At 72.2% G+C, this 18,326-nt stretch carries 20 protein-coding genes and 1 pseudogene; 10 read left to right on the top strand and 11 right to left on the bottom strand.

Translation table 11 applies throughout. From position 1 onward, the window contains the following. Positions 1 to 154 precede the first annotated feature (154 nt). Positions 155 to 1,102: a LysR family transcriptional regulator gene (locus CP973_RS33325; protein ID WP_150250646.1), complete on the top strand. Its 948-nt coding sequence runs from the start codon at positions 155 to 157 to the stop codon at positions 1,100 to 1,102. A gap of 37 nt (positions 1,103 to 1,139) precedes the next feature. Here the strand turns inward: CP973_RS33325 and CP973_RS33320 are convergent, their stop codons facing one another. From CP973_RS33320 to sodN, 5 genes are all read right to left on the bottom strand, one after another. Next, positions 1,140 to 1,871, bottom strand: coding sequence for a GAF and ANTAR domain-containing protein (locus tag CP973_RS33320; RefSeq protein ID WP_150247522.1), 732 nt, complete (start codon positions 1,869 to 1,871; stop codon positions 1,140 to 1,142). 22 nt (positions 1,872 to 1,893) lie between these two features. Then, positions 1,894 to 2,751: a GAF domain-containing protein gene (locus CP973_RS33315; protein WP_244410174.1), complete on the bottom strand. Its 858-nt coding sequence runs from the start codon at positions 2,749 to 2,751 to the stop codon at positions 1,894 to 1,896. Positions 2,752 to 2,778: 27 nt separating this feature from the next. Then, positions 2,779 to 4,647: a CheR family methyltransferase gene (locus CP973_RS33310; RefSeq protein WP_150247520.1), complete on the bottom strand. Its 1,869-nt coding sequence runs from the start codon at positions 4,645 to 4,647 to the stop codon at positions 2,779 to 2,781. Beyond that, complete coding sequence (locus CP973_RS33305) at positions 4,647 to 5,246, bottom strand: chemotaxis protein CheB (protein WP_150247519.1); 600 nt, start codon at positions 5,244 to 5,246, stop codon at positions 4,647 to 4,649. Before CP973_RS33305 ends, CP973_RS33310 begins: the two co-directional genes overlap by 1 nt. A 205-nt stretch (positions 5,247 to 5,451) precedes the next feature. Further along, positions 5,452 to 5,847: a superoxide dismutase, Ni gene (sodN, locus tag CP973_RS33300; RefSeq protein WP_003984579.1), complete on the bottom strand. Its 396-nt coding sequence runs from the start codon at positions 5,845 to 5,847 to the stop codon at positions 5,452 to 5,454. Positions 5,848 to 6,032: 185 nt separating this feature from the next. Between sodN and sodX the strand changes: the two genes are divergently transcribed. Beyond that, positions 6,033 to 6,509, top strand: coding sequence for a nickel-type superoxide dismutase maturation protease (gene sodX / locus CP973_RS33295; RefSeq protein ID WP_150247518.1), 477 nt, complete (start codon positions 6,033 to 6,035; stop codon positions 6,507 to 6,509). Here the strand turns inward: sodX and CP973_RS33290 are convergent. After that, positions 6,413 to 7,042, bottom strand: a complete 630-nt coding sequence (locus CP973_RS33290) for a CGNR zinc finger domain-containing protein (RefSeq protein ID WP_150247517.1) — start codon at positions 7,040 to 7,042, stop codon at positions 6,413 to 6,415. The two genes, sodX and CP973_RS33290, sit on opposite strands and share 97 nt — an antisense overlap. Before the next feature lie 79 nt (positions 7,043 to 7,121). Between CP973_RS33290 and CP973_RS33285 the strand changes: the two genes are divergently transcribed. Beyond that, positions 7,122 to 7,883, top strand: coding sequence for a class I SAM-dependent methyltransferase (locus CP973_RS33285; RefSeq protein ID WP_150247516.1), 762 nt, complete (start codon positions 7,122 to 7,124; stop codon positions 7,881 to 7,883). A gap of 115 nt (positions 7,884 to 7,998) precedes the next feature. Here the strand turns inward: CP973_RS33285 and CP973_RS33280 are convergent, their stop codons facing one another. From CP973_RS33280 to CP973_RS33270, 3 genes are all read right to left on the bottom strand, one after another. Beyond that, positions 7,999 to 8,751: an amino acid ABC transporter ATP-binding protein gene (locus CP973_RS33280; protein WP_150250644.1), complete on the bottom strand. Its 753-nt coding sequence runs from the start codon at positions 8,749 to 8,751 to the stop codon at positions 7,999 to 8,001. Positions 8,752 to 8,768: 17 nt separating this feature from the next. After that, positions 8,769 to 9,713, bottom strand: coding sequence for an amino acid ABC transporter permease (locus CP973_RS33275; RefSeq protein WP_150247515.1), 945 nt, complete (start codon positions 9,711 to 9,713; stop codon positions 8,769 to 8,771). Between the two features lie 83 nt (positions 9,714 to 9,796). Continuing rightward, the gene (locus CP973_RS33270) at positions 9,797 to 10,768 is read right to left on the bottom strand and encodes an ABC transporter substrate-binding protein (protein ID WP_150247514.1); all 972 of its coding nucleotides are present in this window, start codon (positions 10,766 to 10,768) and stop codon (positions 9,797 to 9,799) included. 646 nt (positions 10,769 to 11,414) lie between these two features. On the opposite strand from CP973_RS33270, the pseudogene CP973_RS33265 reads away from it, so the two are divergent. The 3 genes and pseudogenes from CP973_RS33265 to CP973_RS33255 all read left to right on the top strand — a co-directional run. Then, positions 11,415 to 12,566: pseudogene (locus CP973_RS33265) on the top strand (NAD(P)-dependent malic enzyme); the annotation flags it as partial. A 124-nt stretch (positions 12,567 to 12,690) separates the two neighbouring features. After that, on the top strand, positions 12,691 to 13,653 hold the full coding sequence (locus tag CP973_RS33260) for a zinc-binding dehydrogenase (RefSeq protein WP_150247512.1): 963 nt from the start codon (positions 12,691 to 12,693) through the stop codon (positions 13,651 to 13,653). Positions 13,654 to 13,679: 26 nt separating this feature from the next. Further along, complete coding sequence (locus CP973_RS33255) at positions 13,680 to 14,291, top strand: HutD/Ves family protein (RefSeq protein WP_150247511.1); 612 nt, start codon at positions 13,680 to 13,682, stop codon at positions 14,289 to 14,291. On the opposite strand, the gene CP973_RS33250 is transcribed toward CP973_RS33255, so the two are convergent. After that, entirely contained in the window at positions 14,257 to 15,162 is a 906-nt protein-coding gene (locus CP973_RS33250) for a LysR family transcriptional regulator (RefSeq protein ID WP_150247510.1), read from the bottom strand. The two genes, CP973_RS33255 and CP973_RS33250, sit on opposite strands and share 35 nt — an antisense overlap. A gap of 123 nt (positions 15,163 to 15,285) precedes the next feature. Here CP973_RS33250 and CP973_RS33245 point away from each other — a divergent pair, with 123 nt between their 5' ends. Next, on the top strand, positions 15,286 to 15,897 hold the full coding sequence (locus CP973_RS33245; RefSeq protein WP_150247509.1) for a short chain dehydrogenase: 612 nt from the start codon (positions 15,286 to 15,288) through the stop codon (positions 15,895 to 15,897). Positions 15,898 to 15,929: 32 nt separating this feature from the next. On the opposite strand, the gene CP973_RS33240 is transcribed toward CP973_RS33245, so the two are convergent. Further along, positions 15,930 to 16,223, bottom strand: coding sequence for a hypothetical protein (locus CP973_RS33240; RefSeq protein ID WP_150247508.1), 294 nt, complete (start codon positions 16,221 to 16,223; stop codon positions 15,930 to 15,932). A gap of 136 nt (positions 16,224 to 16,359) precedes the next feature. Here CP973_RS33240 and CP973_RS33235 point away from each other — a divergent pair, with 136 nt between their 5' ends. The 3 genes from CP973_RS33235 to CP973_RS33220 all read left to right on the top strand — a co-directional run bounded on the left by CP973_RS33235 (position 16,360) and on the right by CP973_RS33220 (position 18,243). Next, on the top strand, positions 16,360 to 17,139 hold the full coding sequence (locus tag CP973_RS33235) for a TetR/AcrR family transcriptional regulator (RefSeq protein ID WP_208853345.1): 780 nt from the start codon (positions 16,360 to 16,362) through the stop codon (positions 17,137 to 17,139). Between the two features lie 331 nt (positions 17,140 to 17,470). Next, positions 17,471 to 17,680 carry a sigma factor-like helix-turn-helix DNA-binding protein gene (locus tag CP973_RS33225; protein ID WP_150247507.1) on the top strand — a complete coding sequence of 70 codons (210 nt, stop codon included), beginning with the start codon at positions 17,471 to 17,473 and terminating at the stop codon, positions 17,678 to 17,680. Continuing rightward, positions 17,680 to 18,243, top strand: coding sequence for a Clp protease N-terminal domain-containing protein (locus tag CP973_RS33220; RefSeq protein ID WP_150247506.1), 564 nt, complete (start codon positions 17,680 to 17,682; stop codon positions 18,241 to 18,243). Before CP973_RS33225 ends, CP973_RS33220 begins: the two co-directional genes overlap by 1 nt. The last annotated feature ends 83 nt before the right edge of the window (positions 18,244 to 18,326 follow it).

Raw genomic sequence — 18,326 nt, 5'->3', positions numbered from 1 at the left:
TGCGGGAGAGTCTGTTCGAGATCCACGAGGGGCACGGAGATCACAGCTGGCGATAGCACCAGGCGATACCCCTGGCGGAAAGAGACCTCAGCCTGGCCGGAGAGTCTGGTGTGACGTGCGCAAACGTCGTTATGCTCCGGCCGTGGAGCTCGAAGTGAGGCACCTTCGTGCGCTGTGCGCGATCGCCGACGCCGGCAGCGTACGCAAGGCGGCCCGGCAGCTGGGCATGACCCAGCCCTCCCTGACGGCACAGCTCCGCCGCATCGAGAACGCCCTGGGTGGCCAGTTGTTCTTCCGCGAGCGGACCGGCAGCAGGCCGACGCCGCTGGGGCACTCCGTGCTGAGCCGGGCCCGGCCGATCGTGGCCGACATGCGGGCGCTGGTCGACGAGCTCGCCTCCGCCTCGCTGCGGTCCGGCGGCTCGGCGCTGCGCATCGGCAGCACCAGCAGCCGGGCCGTGGCGGGCTGGCTGCGGCGGCTGCGGGCCAGGCTGCCCGACACCGACACCACCATCCGCATCGACGTGTCCGCCAACGCGCTGCTCCAGATGGTGGCGATGGGCCAGCTCGACGTGGCCTTCGTCCACGAGGTGGAGGGGGCGCCGCTGCGCCGCCCCGACGGGCTGGTCGAGCGGGAACTCCTCGCCCGCGAACCGCAGTTCGTCGCCCTGCCCGTGAACCACCCGGCGGCCCGCCACCCGGTGGTCGATCTCGCCGACCTGGCCGGTGACCAGTGGATGGTCGACCCGTCGGTGGACGGCGAGTGGACCGGGCTGCGCCGGGTCTTCGCGGCGGCGGGCCTGGATCCCCGGGTGGTGCACGGGGACTACCTCACCGCTGCCGACCTGGTCGCGGCGGGCGAGGTGGTCACCCCTTGCCAGCCGACGTCCCGCCCCCGGTACGGCATGGCCGTCCGCCCCCTGCGCGGTGACCCGCTGGCCGTCCGCCTCTTCATGGCCCACCGCCCCGGCGCCGCCCCGGCCGCCCCCGCCGACGCCCTCTTCGCCGACCTCACCGCCTCCTACATGGAGGTGGCCTGGGAGAGCACGGCATACCGGGAGTGGCTGGTGCGGAACGAGGGACCGTTGGCGATCGGGAGGTGAGCGGGGGCGCGGCGGCACCCGCGGCCCCGCGGGTGCGTTACTCCTGCGGCCGCCCCGGGTCGAGCCGGCCTTCGACCACCTCGCGGGCGACCTCGGTCAGCAGCCGCTGGTGGGAGCGGGCGTAGCCGCGGAGCACGGTGAACGCGGCGTCGGGGGAGAGGGCGTGCCGGGCGGTCAGCGCGCCCTTGGCCTGCTCGATGACGACCCGGTTGGCCAGGGCGTGCTCCAACTGGGCCGCGAGCACCCGGCCCGCCTCGACCTCGTGCTCGCGCAGCAGCGTCACCGCGGCGAAGTCCGCCAGCGACTGGCCCAGCGCCATCAGGTCGCCGGTCAGCGGGGTCTGCCGGGAGCCCAGCAGGACCAGGGCGCCGACCGGTCCGGTGTGACCCCGTATCGGCAGCGCGGCGACGCGCGAGCAGCCCAGCCGGAGCGCGCGCGGCGTGTAGCGCGGCCAGCGCTGCCGGGCCGTCGTCCCGGTCAGAAGCGTGTCCCCGAGTGTCCGGCCGGAGTGGCGGCAGGCATGGCCCGGCCCCTCCTGCCAGGCGACCGCGTCCTGTTCGAGGCGGCGCAGGCCCGGCCCGGAGGCCGCCACTTGAGGGGCGTCCCGGGCGCCGGGGGAGAAGGTGACCGCGGTCGCCCGGACCCCGAGCAGTTCCCGGCTGCGCTCGGTGAGCCGGGCCAGCAGGGTGGGCACGCCGGGCGGTCCCGGTGCGCCGCCGCCCGCCAGCTCCACGAACACGGACGCGAGGTGGTGCGGAGCTGTGGTCATGGGTGGGAGTCCCCTCGTGGGTTCAGCTGCCCTGGGCGAGTTTCAGCGTGCCGTCGATGATCCGCCGTGCGACGGCGTCCGGCGCCTGCCCGTCGGCGAATGCCCGTGCTTTGATCAGTGCGAGCGCGTCCTGCACCCGGCAGCCGGCCTGGACGGAGAGCATGCCGGCGGCCTGCTGGACGCAATCGCGGTGGTCGGCGCCTTCGTACAGCTCGGGGTCGGCGTCGGGGCCGAGGAGCACCGTGCGGGTGAGGGCGTCGGCGATGACCGCGAGCGTGTCGGCGGCGGCCGGTCCGGCGCCCGGGTCGTAGACCGCGAGCGCGCCGATGCAGCTGCCTTCCGTACGCAGCGGGGCGGTGATCACCTCGCGGATGCCCAGCGAGGTCAGCGCGGGCCCGAAGGCGGGCCAGCGGCGCTCGATGGCCCGCCCGCTCGCGGCGACCAGGCGGCCGCTCACCGACGCGTCGTGGGCCGGCCCCTCACCGAGCATGAACTCCAGGTCCTGCGCGGTCCGGGAGGGCGCGTCGGACGAGGCGACGGAGAGCTGGCCGTGGTCGGCGTTCATCAGCGTGAGGGCCGCGCTGGGCGTCCCGCAGGCCTCCGCCACCCCCGTCATGAAGCGCGGCCGGCTGGTCTCGTCGCCGCCCCAGGCGCTCATCCGCTCGGCGTACGCCTCCTGGAGCCGGGCGGAGGACAGGTGGCACTCGGCGGAGCGGCGGTAGGCGTCCGCCAGATGCTGGTGCAGCTCTCTGCCGACCGAGGCCGCCAGGATTTCCTGCTGCTCGGCGCACGCGGCGGCGTGCTCGGCACGCTGCCGGGCCCTGGCCGCACGGCGGCGAGCCAGCTCCGCCTGGACGTCCCTCCCCGAGCCCCAAAGCATGTCCACAGCGTACGCTCCCGGTGGCGCTCAGTCGTTGCTGTCTCCGCGGTCGGCCTCCAGCAGCAGCACGACTCCGCCGTTGTGCCGGTCGAACGGCGAGCAGAGCACGTTGCAGGTGATGGGCCGCCCGATCCGGTTGACGGCCGAGACCCGGGAGGGGGCCGTGCGCTTGCCCGACTCCAGGCACTTCTCGACGGCCGGGCGCAGCATCTCGGTGGGCAGCCCGAAGTCCAGCGAGAAGAACGGCTCGTCGATGACCTCGTCCGGGCGCAGCCCCCACATGTCCACCGCGCCGCGGTTCCAGCTCTTGACCTTCATGTCCTTGTCGAGGACGACCACGCCCGCGGCGATGGAGGTGACGACGCCTTCGAGGAAGGCGCGGGCCTCGTCCAGCTCCTCGGTGCGGATGCGCATCTCCTCGTTCATCGTCTCCAGTTCCTCGTTGCCCGACTGGAGTTCCTCGTTGGTCGTTTCCAGTTCCTCGTTGGTCGACTGGAGTTCTTCGTTGGTGGTCTCCAGTTCCTCGATGCTCGACTGGAGTTCCTCGTTGGTGGTCTCCAGCTCCTCGTTCGTGGACTGGAGCTCCTCGTACGCCGTCTCCAGGTCCTCGCGCACGCGCTTGTTCTCGCACTTGAGCTGGGTGGCCACGGTGACGTCGGTGAAGGTGATGTTCGTGGCGGCCAGCAGCCCGTTGGCGCCCATCAGCGGCTGGATGAGGATGTCGAAGTACTGGGTCTCCTCGCCGACCCGCCGCTCGGCGCCGTTGACGCGCAGCGTGCGGCGCTCGTGCGTGGCCTGCTCGATCAGCGAGCGCAGCTCGACGGGCCGGTAGGAGATTTCCAGGTCCTGGAAGGGCCGGCCGATGTCGTTGGAGGTCAGTCCGAACTGGGTGCGGGCCTGGGCGTTGATGAGCACCGCGGTGCCCTCGCCGTCCACCGCGATGGCCGGGGCCGGGTTGGCGTCGAGGATCAGGTCGCGCAGCTGCCGGCTGCGGGCGGCGGTGGTCAGCTTCTCGCTGCCCAGCCCCACCCGGATCTTCGCGGGCGCGGAGTGGTACGGCGGGCCGGCGTCCCCCGGGCGCCGCCGGAACGCGCGCTGGCGCATGCTCAGCACCTCGAAGCGCTCCGCGTCGTTCAGCAGCATCTCCGCCTTGCCGAGGAAGAGGAAGCCGCGCTCGCGCAGCGCGAAGTGGAACCGGTCGATGATCTGCCGCTGCGCCTCGACGTTGAAGTACATCAGCGCGTTGCGGCAGACCAGCAGGTCCAGCCGGGAGATCGGGGCGTCGCGGGTGATGTCGTGCCGGCCGAAGATCACGCGGCGGCGCAGGTCGGTGCGGAAGCTGAAGCGGGTGCCGTTCTGCTCGAAGTAGGTGTCGCGCAGGTCCGGGCTGAGCGGTTCCAGCGACTTGGCCGTGTAGAGGCCGGAGCGGGCGTCGCGGAGCGCCTCCTCGTCCACGTCGGTGGCGTAGATCTTGACCCGGTTCAGGGCCTCGTCGACGCCCATCGCCTCGGCGAACATGATGGCGAGGGAGTACGCCTCCTCGCCGCTGGAGCAGCCCGCGCTCCACACCCGGATCTCCTCGTCGGCACCGGCGTCCGCGAGCACCTCGGGCACCACCTCGCGCTGGAGGAAGGTCCAGGCGTCGGGGTCCCGGAAGAAGGAGGTCACATTGATCAGAATGGTGTTGAAGAGGGCGTTGAATTCATCGGCGTTCGTCTCCAGGCGGTCCCGGTAATCCGCATAGGTCTCGGCTTCGACATCGGACATCCGTTTGCGGATGCGCCGGCCGAGCGACGAACGCTTGTAACCGGTGAAGTCGAAGCCGCGGGCGTCCCTCAGAAAACCGAGCAACTCCTCCAGTTCCTCATCCGCCTCGACGTCCCGAGCTTCACCCATTACTGCCTCTTGGTCTCGACAAGACCGCGGATGACCGCGGCGATCTCTTCCAGGGGCAGCACGAAGTCCACCGATCCCGTACCCACCGCTGCCTCTGGCATTCCCTTGAATTCAGCCGTACGGGGATCCTCGGAGATCACCGTGCCGCCGCGTGACTTGATGGCGTCCACGCCCATGGCGCCATCGCTGCCGGTCCCGGTCAGCACGCAGCCGATCGCCTGTGCCCCGTAGGCCCCGGCGACCGACTCGAAGAGCAGATCGGCGGAGGGGCGCAGGAAGTGGACCAGCTCGCTGCCGGAGAGCGTCAGCGTACCTCCGGGCCCCACCAGGAGGTGCCGGTCGGGGGGTGCGATGTAGACGGTGCCGGGGCGGGCGAGCTCGTCCGCGTCGGCCAGCTTGACCCGCATCTCGGTGCGCCGGGTGAGCAGCTCGGCGATGACCGTGCGGTGCCGTGGGTCGAGGTGCTGGACCACCAGGACCGGAACGGGGAGGTCCGCCCCGAGCGGGCCGAGGACCGCGGTCAGGGCCTCGATGCCGCCCGCGGACGAAGCGAGGGCCACGACCTCGTAGTGGTCCGCCGGACAGCGGTCTGTCGTCACGTTCCGAGCCTATCGAAACCCGGACCGACCGGCGGGTACGCGGACGCGCCGCCGCCTGGAAACCGCCGGGTGCCGCCGCACACGGCCGCACCCGGCCCGCGGGGCGCCGGGAGGGCGCCGCGCGGACCGGGTGCGGTGACGCGAAGGGGGCCGGAGCGGTCGCGGTCCTGGTGACGGACGCGCGGCGGTCCGGCCGGCGGGCGGGTCAGCCCTGCTTCGTCTCCCAGAAGATCTTGTCGATCTGGGCGATGTAGTCCAGGGCCTTCTGGCCGGTCGCCGGGTCGTTCGAGCCCTTGGCGGCGCTCAGCGCCTTGAGGGTGTCGTTGACCAGCTGGTGCAGCTCCGGGTACTTCTCGAAGTGCGGGGGCTTGAAGTAGTCGCTCCACAGCACCGAGACGTGGTGCTTGGCCAGCTCCGCGCGCTGCTCCTTGATGACGACGGCGCGGGTGCGGTAGTCCGCGTCCTCGTTGGCCTGGTACTTCTCCTGGATGGCCTTGACCGACTCGGCCTCGATACGGGCCTGGGCCGGGTCGTAGACACCGCAGGGCAGGTCGCAGTGGGCGCTGACCTTCACCTTGGGGGCGAACAGGCGGGAAAGCATGTTCAGTCCTTCCTCGTGATCGTCTTCTCAGGTGCGAGATTACTCGTTGCGGGAAGCCTTTTCTCGGGTGCCCCGGGGGTCTTAGGGCAAAAGGCCGGTGCGAGGCTGGGACTGATGGAGGATGGGACCGGGAGCGGACGACCGGGCCGTGGCGGTCACCGGGCCCGGACCGGGAGGTGTGGCGGATGCCGGAGCGGCTGGAAGAACGCGGGCCGGAGCAGGGGGAGGAGCAGGGGGAGGAGCAGGGGCGGGAGCGCAGGGGATGGCTGAGGGCCTTCGGTCTGGCCGAGGTCTACAACCCGTCGATGGTGCCGACGCTGCGGCCCGGCGACCAGCTGGTGGTCCAGTACGGAGCGGTGGTACGGCCGGGTGATGTGGTCGTGCTGCGCCATCCGTTCCGCCAGGACCTGCTGATCGTCAAGCGGGCCGTGGAGCGGCGCGGGGACGGCTGGTGGGTCCAGGGGGACAACCCGTTCGTGGAGAACGACAGCCGGGAGTTCGGGGTGGTGCCCGACGAGCTGGTGGTCGCCCGCGCGTGGGTGCGGGTGCGGCCGCCGCGCGGGATTCAGCGCTCGCTGTCGGGCGCGCTGTCCTGGGCGGTCTCCGCGGTCCGGCCGGTACGGGCCGAGCGCTCGCCGTCCTGGCGCTTGCGGGCCCGGTAGGCGGCGACGTTGGCGCGGGTCGCGCAGCGGTCGGAGCAGTAGCGCCGGGAGCGGTTGGTCGAGGTGTCGAGGTAGGCGTTGCGGCACGGGCGTGCCCGGCAGATGCCGAGCCGGTCCACGCCCAGGTCGGTGAGCTGGATGGCCAGGCCCATGGACGCGGTGGCGGTGTAGCCGGCGGTGGCGTTGGCCGCGTGGTCGGCGATGTGCATGTGCCACTTGGGGCGCCCGTCCTCGTCGCGGAACTCGTGGCCGGAGACCTGGGGGCTGACCGGGAACTCCATCATGAGCGCGTTGAGCAGGTCGACGGCCCGCACCTCGTCGCCCTCGTCCGCGGCCTCGAAGACGGCGCGCAGCCGCGCCCGTACCGCGCGCAGGCGGGTCACATCGCTCTCGGTCGCCCGGCGGGCCATCTGCTGGGCCGGTCCGAACAGCTCGCGCACGGCTTCCACCGAGGTCAGGGTGTCGCCGCCGCGCTCGGGCTGTTCGGTGTTGACCAGGCGAACGGCGTAGTCCGAGTAATAGGCCAGTTCCACTTGTAGTCCTTACGCACGCGCTCTAGTGTTCGTAATAGGTGTTGTTGCTACGAGGGTATTACGGCCTGGAGGTAACGGTATGACCGAGACTGTCGTCGGTACTGACTGGCAGGGGTGGCAGGACAGTTGGGACCGCCAGCAGGAGTGGTACATGCCGGACCGCGAGGAACGGTTCCGCGTGATGCTCGACATGGTCGAGGCGCTGGTGGGCACCGAGCCCCGGGTGCTGGACCTGGCCTGCGGCACGGGCAGTATCTCCGACCGGCTGCTCAAGCGCTTCCCCAAGGCCGTCAGCGTCGGCGTGGACCTCGACCCGGCGCTGCTCGCCATCGCCCGGGGATACTTCGACGGCGACGACCGGGTGACGTTCGTCCGCGCGGACCTCAAGGACCCCCGCTGGACCGCAGCCCTGCCCCACGACTCCTACGACGCCGTGCTCACCGCCACCGCCCTGCACTGGATGCACACCGGACCGCTGCGCGGCCTCTACGCACAGCTCGGCGGCCTGGTCCGGGAAGGCGGCGTCTTCATGAACGCCGACCACATGCCCGACGGCGACACCCCGCGCATCGACGCCGCCGAGCGCGCCTTCCGGCACGCGCGCCAGGAGCGGGCCAAGGAGGCGGGCGCGCTCGACTGGCGTGCCTGGTGGGACCGGGCCGCCGCCGACCCGGTGCTCGCCGCGCCGACCGCCGAGCGCTTCGAGATATACGGCGAGCACGCCGACGGCGACACCCCCTCGGTCGCCTGGCACTGCGAGGTGCTGCGCGAATCCGGCTTCGGCGAGGCGCGCGCGGTGTGGCGCTCTCCCACGGACGCGCTGGTCCTCGGGCTGAAGTAGGCCCCGCCCGGTCCGTCCGGCGGGCCGCGACCGCGACGGGCGGTACGTACGAAGGCGAAGGCCGCGCCCGTACGTACCGCCCGTCACGCATGTCCCGTGCCCTTCCCCGGCGGTGTCAGAGCACCTTGGACAGGAACGACTTGGTGCGCTCGTGCCGCGGCTTGCCCAGCACGTCGCGCGGGTGACCGGACTCCACGACCACGCCGTCGTCCATGAAGACCAGCGAGTCGCCGACCTCGCGCGCGAAGCCCATCTCGTGGGTGACGACGATCATCGTCATGCCGTCCGAGGCCAGGTCCTTCATCACGTCCAGCACATCGCCGACCAGCTCCGGGTCGAGTGCCGAGGTCGGCTCGTCGAAGAGCATCAGCTTTGGCTCCATGGCCAGCGCGCGGGCGATGGCCACGCGCTGCTGCTGGCCGCCGGAGAGCTGCGAGGGGTAGTTGCCCGCCTTGTCCTTCAGGCCGACCCGGTCCAGCAGCTTCAGCGCGCGCTCCCGGGCGGACGCCTTGGCCTCGCCCTTGACCTGGACCGGCGCCTCCATGATGTTCTCCAGCGCCGTCATGTGCGGGAAGAGGTTGAAGCGCTGGAAGACCATGCCGATGTCGCGGCGGCGCGCGGCGACCTCGCGGTCGCGCAGCTCGTAGAGCTTGCCGTTGGCCTCCCGGTAGCCGACCAGCTCGCCGTCGACCGACAGCCGGCCGGCGTTGATCTTCTCCAGGTGGTTGATGCAGCGCAGGAACGTCGACTTGCCGGAACCGGACGGGCCGATCAGGCAGAACACCTCGCGGGGCGCGACCTCCAGGTCGATGCCCTTGAGGATGTGGGCCGCGCCGAAGGACTTGTGGACGCCCTCGGCCTTGACCATGGGGGTGGACTTGCTGGTCATGCGGCACCTCCGGCCGACGTACGGTTGACGCCGCCGAACCGGGCCCGCAGCCGCTGGACCGGCGTGGGCGGCAGCTGGCGGCTGGCGCCGCGGGCGTAGTACCGCTCCAGGTAGTACTGCCCGATGCTGAGCACCGAGGTGGCAATCAGGTACCAGACGGCGGCGAGGACGAGCATCTCCACCACCGGGCCGGCGTCGCGGCCCACGTTCTGTGCCGACTGCAGCAGGTCGTAGTACTGCACGGCGATGACCAGCGAGGAGGTCTTGAGCATGTTGATGACCTCGTTGCCGGTCGGCGGCACGATCACCCGCATCGCCTGCGGCACGATGATCCGGCGCAGCGTCTTGCCGTGGCTCATGCCCAGCGCGTGCGCGGCCTCGGTCTGGCCCTCGTCCACGGCCAGCAGACCGCCGCGGCAGATCTCCGCCATGTACGCGGCCTCGTTGAGCCCCAGGCCCAGCAGCGCGCACAGGAACGGGGTCATGAAGTCCGACCACTCGTCCTTGTAGATCGGCATGATGTCGATGTACTGGAAGACCAGGCCCAGGTTGAACCACAGGAACAGCTGGACGTAGACCGGCGTGCCGCGGAAGAACCAGATGTAGAACCACGCGACCGTCGAGGTCACCGGGTTCTTCGACTGCCGCATCACGGCGAGGACCACACCCAGCACGATGCCGATCACCATCGACAGCACCGTGATCAGCAGGGTGTTGCGCAGACCCCGGAGGATGTCCGCGTTGAACATGTAGTCGGGTATCGCGCCCCAGTTGACCTTGCCGGCGGCGAAGGCCCGGACGAGCAGGGCGAGCAGGGCGAGGACGACCAGCGCCGCGACCCAGCGCCCGTAATGGCGGACGGGGATGGCCTTGATCGGCTCGGGCGCGGGCGGCGGGGCGTCCGCCGGCGGCTGGGCCGGCTTGTCGACGTCAACGGACACGGGTGTTGCCTTTCAGCGTTCGGCGGGAGGGACGGGCCGTGCGCGGGCGGAGCGGGCACGCGGCCGGGCGGGGCTCGGCGCGCTCAGCTGCCGCCGTTGAGCTTGACTTCCTTGACCGCGGCGTCGGAGACGTTCCACTTCTTGAGCACCTGGGCGTAGCTGCCGTTCTTCACGATGGCCTCCATGGCCGCCTTGAGCGCGTCGCGCAGCCGCTGCCGGTCCTTGGGCACCGCGATGCCGTACGGGGCGGCCTTGACCGGCGAGCCGACCAGCTCGAAGTCGTTGCCGCCGCCGGAGGCCTTGACCGCCCACGCGGCGACCGGGTAGTCGCTGGAGACCGCGTCCACGCCCCCGGTGCGCAGCCGGGTCTGGGCCTCGGTGTCGTTGTCGAACGCCTCGATGGAGATCGGGTCCGTGCCGGACTCCTCGCACTTCTTCGTCTGTTCCTTGGCCAGGTCGTGCGAGACGGTGCCGCGCTGCACCGCGATCTTCTTGCCGCACAGGGCTTCCCAGCCGTCGATGCCCTGGGTCTTGCCCTTCTGGGTGTAGATCGAGACGCCGACGTCCAGGTAGTCGATGAAGTCGACGCCGTCGCTGACCTTCTTGCCGGTGGTGCTGTCCACGCCCTGCTGGCGGTCCTTGGTGTCCGTCATCGCCGACATGGCGATGTCGTAGCGCTTGGACTTCATGCCGCCCATGAGCGTGTCGAAGGTGGCGTTGTTGAAGTTCAGCTTGACGCCCAGCACCTTGCCCATGGCGTCCGCGAGGTCCGGGTCGATGCCGGTGACCTCGCCGTTGGTACGGAACTCCACCGGCTTGTACGAGATGTCCGAGCCGACCTGGATCATGCCCTTGTCCTGCACGTCCTTGGGCAGCAGCTTGAACAGCGGCGCGTCCGGGTTGCGGTTCTTGGCCGCCTCGCGCTTGGCGATGGCCGCGTCGGTCTGGTCACCGCAGGCGCTGAGCAGCAGCAGCGAGGCCGCGACCGCGGCCGCCGCGGCCACGGCTGAACGAGACCTGCCGGCGGCCGGGCGACGGGTGGGGCTTGCGGTCATGCTGATCCTCCTGCGGATGAGGGAGAAGCCGACTGGCAGGGGCCGGGCACACACCTTCGGGCGTCGCGACCTCGTTTGGTGACGGAATCCTGCCATCCGGACACCGCTATCCGGACTGCCGTACAGGTCAAAATCGGATAACGGACGTAAGCGGAGGGGCGCATGCCAGGTGTCCCAAGGGTGACCCGTGCGCGAAGGGGCGCGCGGCGGCGGCCGGTGCGCGCCCGCGTCTCGCCATGCGGACGGCCGGTGGGGCACTTCCAGGGGTTTACGCTGTTCACGGCTATTGCCGGAGTTGTAAGCCGGGGGTAACGAATCCGACTCGTCGGGGCCCACGCCCGTCCGGTAGAAAGGTGCGTTACACCCCTCATCCGGGGCTCAGGGCGCGTGTGCGGCGCGCCCGGCGTCCGTACCTCCCCCCGCGGGACGGCCATCCGTCGCGCAGGGCACGGACGCGGTGCCCGCCCACCCCGACCAGGGAGTGGTCACCCTCAACTGACAGACGAATAAAGGGGTTGAACCAGTGACAGCCAAGACCGCCCAGTCCCACAGCGGCGGCAACACCCAGACGAACGCCGGCACCGGCCGGGACCAGGACGCCAAGGGCGCGCCCGGATCCGGACCGGACGGCGGGGAGCGGCAGTGCCAGGACCCCGCCTTCCTGCTCCACCGCGGCGGCAAGATGGCGATCCAGGCGACGGTGCCGGTGCGCGACCGCGAGGACCTCTCCCTCGCGTACACGCCCGGTGTCGCCAAGGTGTGCAGCGCGATCGCCGAGGAACCCGAGCTGGTGCACGACTACACCTGGAAGTCCCAGGTCGTCGCCGTGGTCACGGACGGCACCGCGGTGCTGGGCCTCGGTGACATCGGCCCCGAGGCGTCCCTCCCGGTGATGGAGGGCAAGGCCATCCTCTTCAAGCAGTTCGGCGGCGTGGACGCGGTGCCGATCGCGCTCTCGACGACCGACGCGGACGAGATCGTGGACACCGTCGTGCGCATGGCGCCGTCCTTCGGCGGCGTCAACCTGGAGGACATCTCGGCGCCCCGCTGCTTCGAGATCGAGCGCAAGCTCCAGGAGCGCCTGGACATCCCGGTCTTCCACGACGACCAGCACGGCACCGCCGTGGTCACGCTGGCCGCGCTGCGCAACGCCGCCCAGCTGACGAACCGTTCACTCGGCCAGCTGCGCGCGGTCATCTCCGGCGCGGGCGCGGCCGGGTTCGCCATCGCCAAGATCCTCGTCGAGGCGGGCATCGGTGACGTCGCGGTCTGCGACCGCAAGGGCGTCGTCACCGCCGACCGCGACGAGCACATGACCGACGTCAAGCGCGAGCTGGCCTCCTTCACCAACAAGGCGGGGCTGTCCGGTTCGCTGGAGACCGCGCTGGACGGCGCGGACGTCTTCATCGGCGTCTCCGGCGGCACGGTGCCGGAGGAGGCCGTCTCCAAGATGGCCGAGGACGCGCTGATCTTCGCCATGGCCAACCCGAACCCGGAGATCCACCCGGACGTCGCGCAGAAGTACGCGGCGGTGGTCGCCACCGGCCGCAGCGACTATCCGAACCAGATCAACAACGTGCTGGCGTTCCCCGGCATCTTCGCCGGCGCGCTCCAGGTGCGCGCCTCCCGCATCACCGAGGGCATGAAGCTGGCCGCCGCCGAGGCGCTGGCCTCCGTGGTCGCCGACGACCTGAGCGCCGACTGCGTCATCCCGTCGCCGTTCGACGAGCGGGTCGCCCCCGCGGTGACCTCGGCGGTCGCCGCGGCCGCCCGTGCGGAGGGCGTCGCCCGCCGCTGAGCCGGAACCGATGCCACCGGAAGGGTCCCGCCGCCGTGCGGGGCCCTTCCGCCGTTTCCGGGCGCGGCGCGTGTCACACCGCGGCGCGGTACCGCCCGGCCCCCGCGCGCCCTACGTTGGGATCATGTTTGCTGCCTACGCCGCCCGCATCGACCGGGACCAGCCGCTGAACGGCCTCGAACTGGGGGAGCGCCCGGCTCCCGAGGCACGCCCCGGCTGGACGACCGTCAACGTCAAGGCCGCCTCCCTCAACCACCACGACCTGTGGTCGCTGCGCGGCGTGGGGCTCGGGGAGGAGGCGCTGCCCATGATCCTCGGCTGTGACGCGGCCGGTACCGACCAGGACGGCAACGAGGTCGTCGTCCACTCGGTCATCGGCCAGAGCGGGCACGGCGTCGGCCCCGACGAGCCGCGCTCCATCCTCACCGAGCGCTACCAGGGCACCTTCGCCGAGCAGGTCACCGTCCCCGCCTGGAACGTGCTGCCCAAGCCGCGGGAACTGTCCTTCGCCGAGGCCGCGTGCCTGCCGACGGCCTGGCTGACCGCGTACCGCATGCTGTTCACCAACGCCGGGGTGCGGCCCGGGGACAGCGTGCTCGTCCAGGGCGCGGGCGGCGGCGTGGCCACCGCGGCGATCGTGCTGGGCGCGGCGGCCGGCCTGCGGGTCTTCGCCACCAGCCGCAGCGAGGACAAGCGCAAGCGCGCCGTCGAACTGGGCGCCGAGGCCGCCCTGCCCACCGGCGAGCGGCTGCCGCAGCGGGTGGACGCCGTGATCGAGACGGTCGGCGCCGCCACCTGGTCCCACTCGGTCAAGTCCCTCAAGCCCGGCGGCACCCTCGTCATCTCGGGCGCCACCAGCGGCTTCAACCCCGAACGCACGGAGCTGAACCGGATCTTCTTCCTGGAGCTGAAGGTCGTCGGCTCCACCATGGGCAGCAAGGACGAACTGGCCTCGCTGCTGAACTTCTGCGCGGCCAAGGGCGTACGGCCCGTCATCGACACGACGCTGCCGCTGGACCGGGCCCGCGAGGGGTTCGCGAAGCTGGCCGAGGGCGAGATGTTCGGCAAGGTCGTCCTGACGGTCTGAGGCACGGGAGCGGGGAGGGGGCGCGGGTGCGGGTGCTGCGCGCGGCCGGCCGTACGGCATCGGCCTGGAGCAACGGCGGCGGCGTGACGCGGGAGATCGCAGCCGCGCCGCCCGGCGCGGGCTGGGACGCCTTCGACTGGCGGGTGAGCCTGGCCGAGGTGGGCCGGGACGGCCCGTACTCGGAGCTGCCCGGCGTCGACCGCGTCCTGACGGTGGCGGAGGGCGCCGGGCTGGAACTGACCGTCGACGGCACCCGCCACACCCTGCCGGGCCTGCGCCCCTTCACCTTCCCCGGCGACGCGCCCACCGACTGCCGTCTCCTGGACGGGCCGGTGGTCAACTTCAACGTGATGCTGCGGCGCGGGCGTTCGACGGCGACCGTGGAGCTGGCGCGGGGCCGGTACGCCGCCGAACCGCGCCCGGTCACCGCCCCGCCGGAGCCGGGCGAGGAGCGCACGCGGCTGATCGTCGCGCTCTCCGGCCGTACGGCGCTGGACGGCTGCGGACCCGCCGCGCCCCCGCTCCCGCTGGAGCGCCACGACGCCGCGCTCCTGCCCGCCGACGCGGGCGTCTCGCTGCGTACGGACGGCGTCGCGGCCGTGGTCACCCTGACGGTGCGGACGGCTGCGGCGGACTGAGCGGGTGGCCCGCGCTGCCGCGCAGGACGCGCCGCGCGTGGTCGGCGAAGGCGGCGGTGGCCGGGTGGGTGGCCGTACGGGGCCGGGCCAGCAGGACCGTGAGCGGACCGGCGTCGGTGATCGGCAGGTACCGCACGCCCGGATGCGGATGGCTGTGCCCGGTGGCCTCGGCCGTCACCCCGGCCGCCTCGCCGGTCGCGATCGCCGTCAGCCACTCGTCCACGTTGGCGACCTCGAAGGTGTGGCGCGGCCGCCGCCCGGCGGGCCACAGTGCGGTGCTGGTGGTGCACGCCGTGGCGCACAGCGCGATCGAGTGGCCGGCCAGATCGGCCAGCCCGACCGCGTCGGCACCGGCCAGCGGGTCGCTCTCGCACAGCGCGGCCATCCGCCGTTCCTGGTACAGCGGAACGGTGTGCAGCACCCCGTCGTCCGCCGGGGGCGTGCGCAGAAAGGCGAGATCGACGGTGCCGCGGCGCAGCTCGGCCTCGGGGTCGGCGAGCCGGTGCACCTCCACGGGCACGTCGGGGCGTGCCCGCCGCCACTCGCGCAGCAGCGGCACCGTGTGCCGGCCGAGCGCGGCCCAGACGAACCCGGCCCGCAGCGGCCGTGGCCCGGCCGTCGCCTCGGCCAGCGCGTCGTCGAGCTGGGTGAGGATGCGGTGGGCGTGCTCGTACAGCCGCTGTCCCGCCGGGGTGAGCCGCAGCCGTCGGGTGGTCCGCTCGGCCAGCGAGGTGCCCAGCCGGCTCTCCAGCTGCTCCAGCGTGCGGGACAGGGCGGGCTGGCTGATGTGCAGGGCCGCCGCCGCGCCGGTGATCGTGCCCTCGTCGCCGATGGCGGCCAGGGCCCGCAGGTGCCGCAGCTCGACGTTCACCGTGCGCTCCCGCTCCGGTCCGGCCGTCCACACCCTTGCCGTTCGTCACTCATAACCTCCGAGCATAAATCCCCCGCGGAAGGCATTTCCCTCCCGTGAGCGGCCCGGCCTAGCGTCGTCCGTATGAAGATCCTTCTGATCGGCGCGACCGGAAAACTCGGCTCCGCCGTACACAAGACGCTGGCCGGACGCGGCCACCAGGTCATCACCGTCGGCCGCCGCGGCGGCGACCTGCGGCTGGACATCACCGACCCGGCGCAGGTCACCGAGGCGTACGACCGGGCCGCCGAGCGGGCCGGGACGCTGGACGCGGTGGTGAGCGCGGCCGGTGACGTCCCCTTCAAGCCGGTCGCCGAGATGACGGCCGAGGACTACGCGGCGGGCTTCCGCGGCAAGGTGCTCAGCCAGATCGAGCTGGTGCGCCAGGGCACCGCCCGCATCGCCGCACGCGGCTCCTTCACGCTGATCACCGGCGTCCTCGCCCACGACCCGATCCCCACGGCCAGCGCCGCGGCGATGGCCAACGGCGCGGTGGAGTCGTTCGTACGGGCCGCCGCGGTCGACATCGCGCCGCAGCGCGTCAACGCGGTGAGCCCGACCGTGGTCACCGAATCCCTCCCGGACTACGGCGCCTTCTTCCCCGGTGTCGAGTCGGTGGGCCTGGACCGGGTGGCGGCGGCGTACGTCCGCTCGGTCGAGGGCGGGCAGACCGGGCAGGTCTACAAGCTGATGTGACGGTGGCGCGGCGCCGGGGCCGGGCGGGCGCCTCAGCCCGCGGGTGTGTCCGTACGCGTGCCCGCGTGCGTACGGGCCGCCCCGGCGTTCCGGTCGCGGGCCAGCGCCCTCTCGCGCCCCTTGTCCAGGACGGCGAGCAGGGCGACGGCCGCGACGATCACGGCACCCGAGGCGACGTAGTTCCAGGGCGCGTCCAGGTAGTTGACGGGCCGCATGGGGATGCCGTGGTCGTCGCCGATGACCCGGTAGAGGATGGCCGCGGGCCCCTCCCAGAAGCCCACGGTGAACACCAGGATGGACAGCAGTCGGTACCAGGCTTCATTCATGGTCGTGTCCCCGTTCTCGTGAGGGCGTTTCCCGCGCGATGGATACGACCGTATCAAAGGATCGTGCGCGATGTCTTGACTCAGCAGCGACCATCTGATATTCGTCACGCTTCTCGTGGCGCGATACGCTGTCCCCATGCGTGACGAAAAGGCGGCCGGGTGCCGGGTCTGCGGTACGGGGCTGCCCGCGGCGGTCCGGGGGCGCCCGCCCGCGTACTGCTCGCGGAGCTGCCAGGCGAAGGCGTACCGGCGGCGCAGGAAGGCCCGTGCGGCGGACCGTCCCGAGGAGGGGCCCGCCGCCCCCGGAGAGCAGTCCCCGCCGCCCGGACCTCCGGCGGACGGCGCGCGGGAGCGGCGTCGGCGCCAGGTCGCCGAGGCCGTCTGGCGGATCGCGGCCGCGCGCGGACTGGAAGCCGTGAGCATGCGCGAGGTCGCCGCGGAGGCCGGGGTGTCGCTGCGCGTGGTCCAGTACTACTTCGGCAGCAAGCACCGCCTGCTGGTCGAGGCGCTGCGCATGCTGCACGAGGAGAACGACCGCCGCGCCCGCGCGCGCATGAGCGGCCTGCACGAGCGCGGCGACCTGCGGGCCGTCCTGCGCGCCGTGCTGGTCGAATTCCTCCCGCTGGACGAGCAACGCGCCCTGGCGCTCCGCGTGTTCACCGCGTACTTCGTGCGCAGCCTGGCCGACCCCGCGATGGCCGAGGTGTTCCTGCACGGCGAACAGGCCGTGGAGTCCCTGGTCGCCGACCTGATCCGGGGTGCCGGCGCGGTACGGGCCGGTGTCGACCCCGCGCGCGAGGCGGACCTGCTGGTGTCGGGCGTCACCGGGCTGGGGATGGACGTGCTCCACGGGCGCCGCACGATGACCGACGTCCAGGCCACGATCGACTATCACCTCGACCGGATCCTGACGTGACCGTGCCCGGACTCGGCGCGGATGCTCAGGGTCGGGATGTTCATCGGGCTCCTGTGGGGTGACCGCTGGGCCGGGCTGCCGACGGGCGGTCCCGTCGGGTGCGTAGCCGCGGTGGCGCGCGTACCGGGTCACTCCGGGCCGCCGAATGCCGGGAATCGACTCGTCGGTACGGCTGACGGCGGCGGGCCGCCGGTGGCGTACCCGTTCCCCGTACGCGTCGTCGTCCGTCCACTGCGCGTAGTCCAGAACACGGCTGCCGTGGCCGGGAGGAGCGCGATCCGTGGCGTCAACCATCATTGACACCGCCCCCGTGTCAACCTAAATTGACAGCATGAGCGAAGCAACGAAGCTCGCCGAGCGGGCGGGCGACCAGGACCCCCGGATCGGCCTGCGCGCCGTCGCCGCGCTCCGCCGGCTGCTGGAGCAGCTGGAAGCCGTACAGGTGCGCAGCGCCCGTGTGAAGGGCTGGTCGTGGCAGGAGATCGCCGCCGAGCTGGGAGTCAGCAGGCAGGCGGTCCACAAGAAGTACGGGAGGCGTTGATGTTCGAACGGTTCACGGCGAGCGCCCGGGACGTGGTGCGGGGCGCCCCCGCCTACGCGGTACGGCCGGGCCCCGGCACGGTCGGCGAGGGCGAGCTGCTGCTCGCCCTGCTGGACGGCCGGGGCTCCCCGGGCGCCGAGGCGCTCGCCGCCCTCGGCGTGCGCGAGCGCCGGGCGTCGGTCCTGCGGTCGCTGGACGAGGCCCGGCGCCGGGGCGGCATGACGGCCGCCGACGCGGAGGCGCTGGCCGGGCTCGGCATCGACGTGTCGGAGGTCGTCACGCGGGTGGAGCGGGCGCACGGCGCGGGCGCGCTCGCCGCCGCCTCCGGGCCGCCCGCCCGGCGCGGGCGCTCGCTGCGCGGGCCGTTCGACCGGGAGGCCAAGTCCGTGCTGGAGCGGTCGCTGCGCGTCGCGCTCGGCCGCGGGGACAAGCACATCGGCGACGAACACCTGCTGCTCGCCATGGTGGCCAGGCCCGGCCTCGCCGCGTCCGTACTGGCCGAGCACGGGGTCACGCACGCGGATGTCGTACGGGTGCTGGGGGAGCGGGCTCCGGCGGGGTGAGCGGGGCGGGGCCGCCGTGGGGTGTGGGGCCTGCCGTGGTGTGCGGGGCCCGCCGTGGGGTGCGGGCCTGTCCCGTCACGCGA

Origin of the sequence: Streptomyces albofaciens JCM 4342 (genome assembly GCF_008634025.1) — a bacterium.
GTDB classification, from domain to species: domain Bacteria; phylum Actinomycetota; class Actinomycetes; order Streptomycetales; family Streptomycetaceae; genus Streptomyces; species Streptomyces albofaciens.
This window is presented reverse-complemented; position numbering and strand designations above follow the sequence as displayed.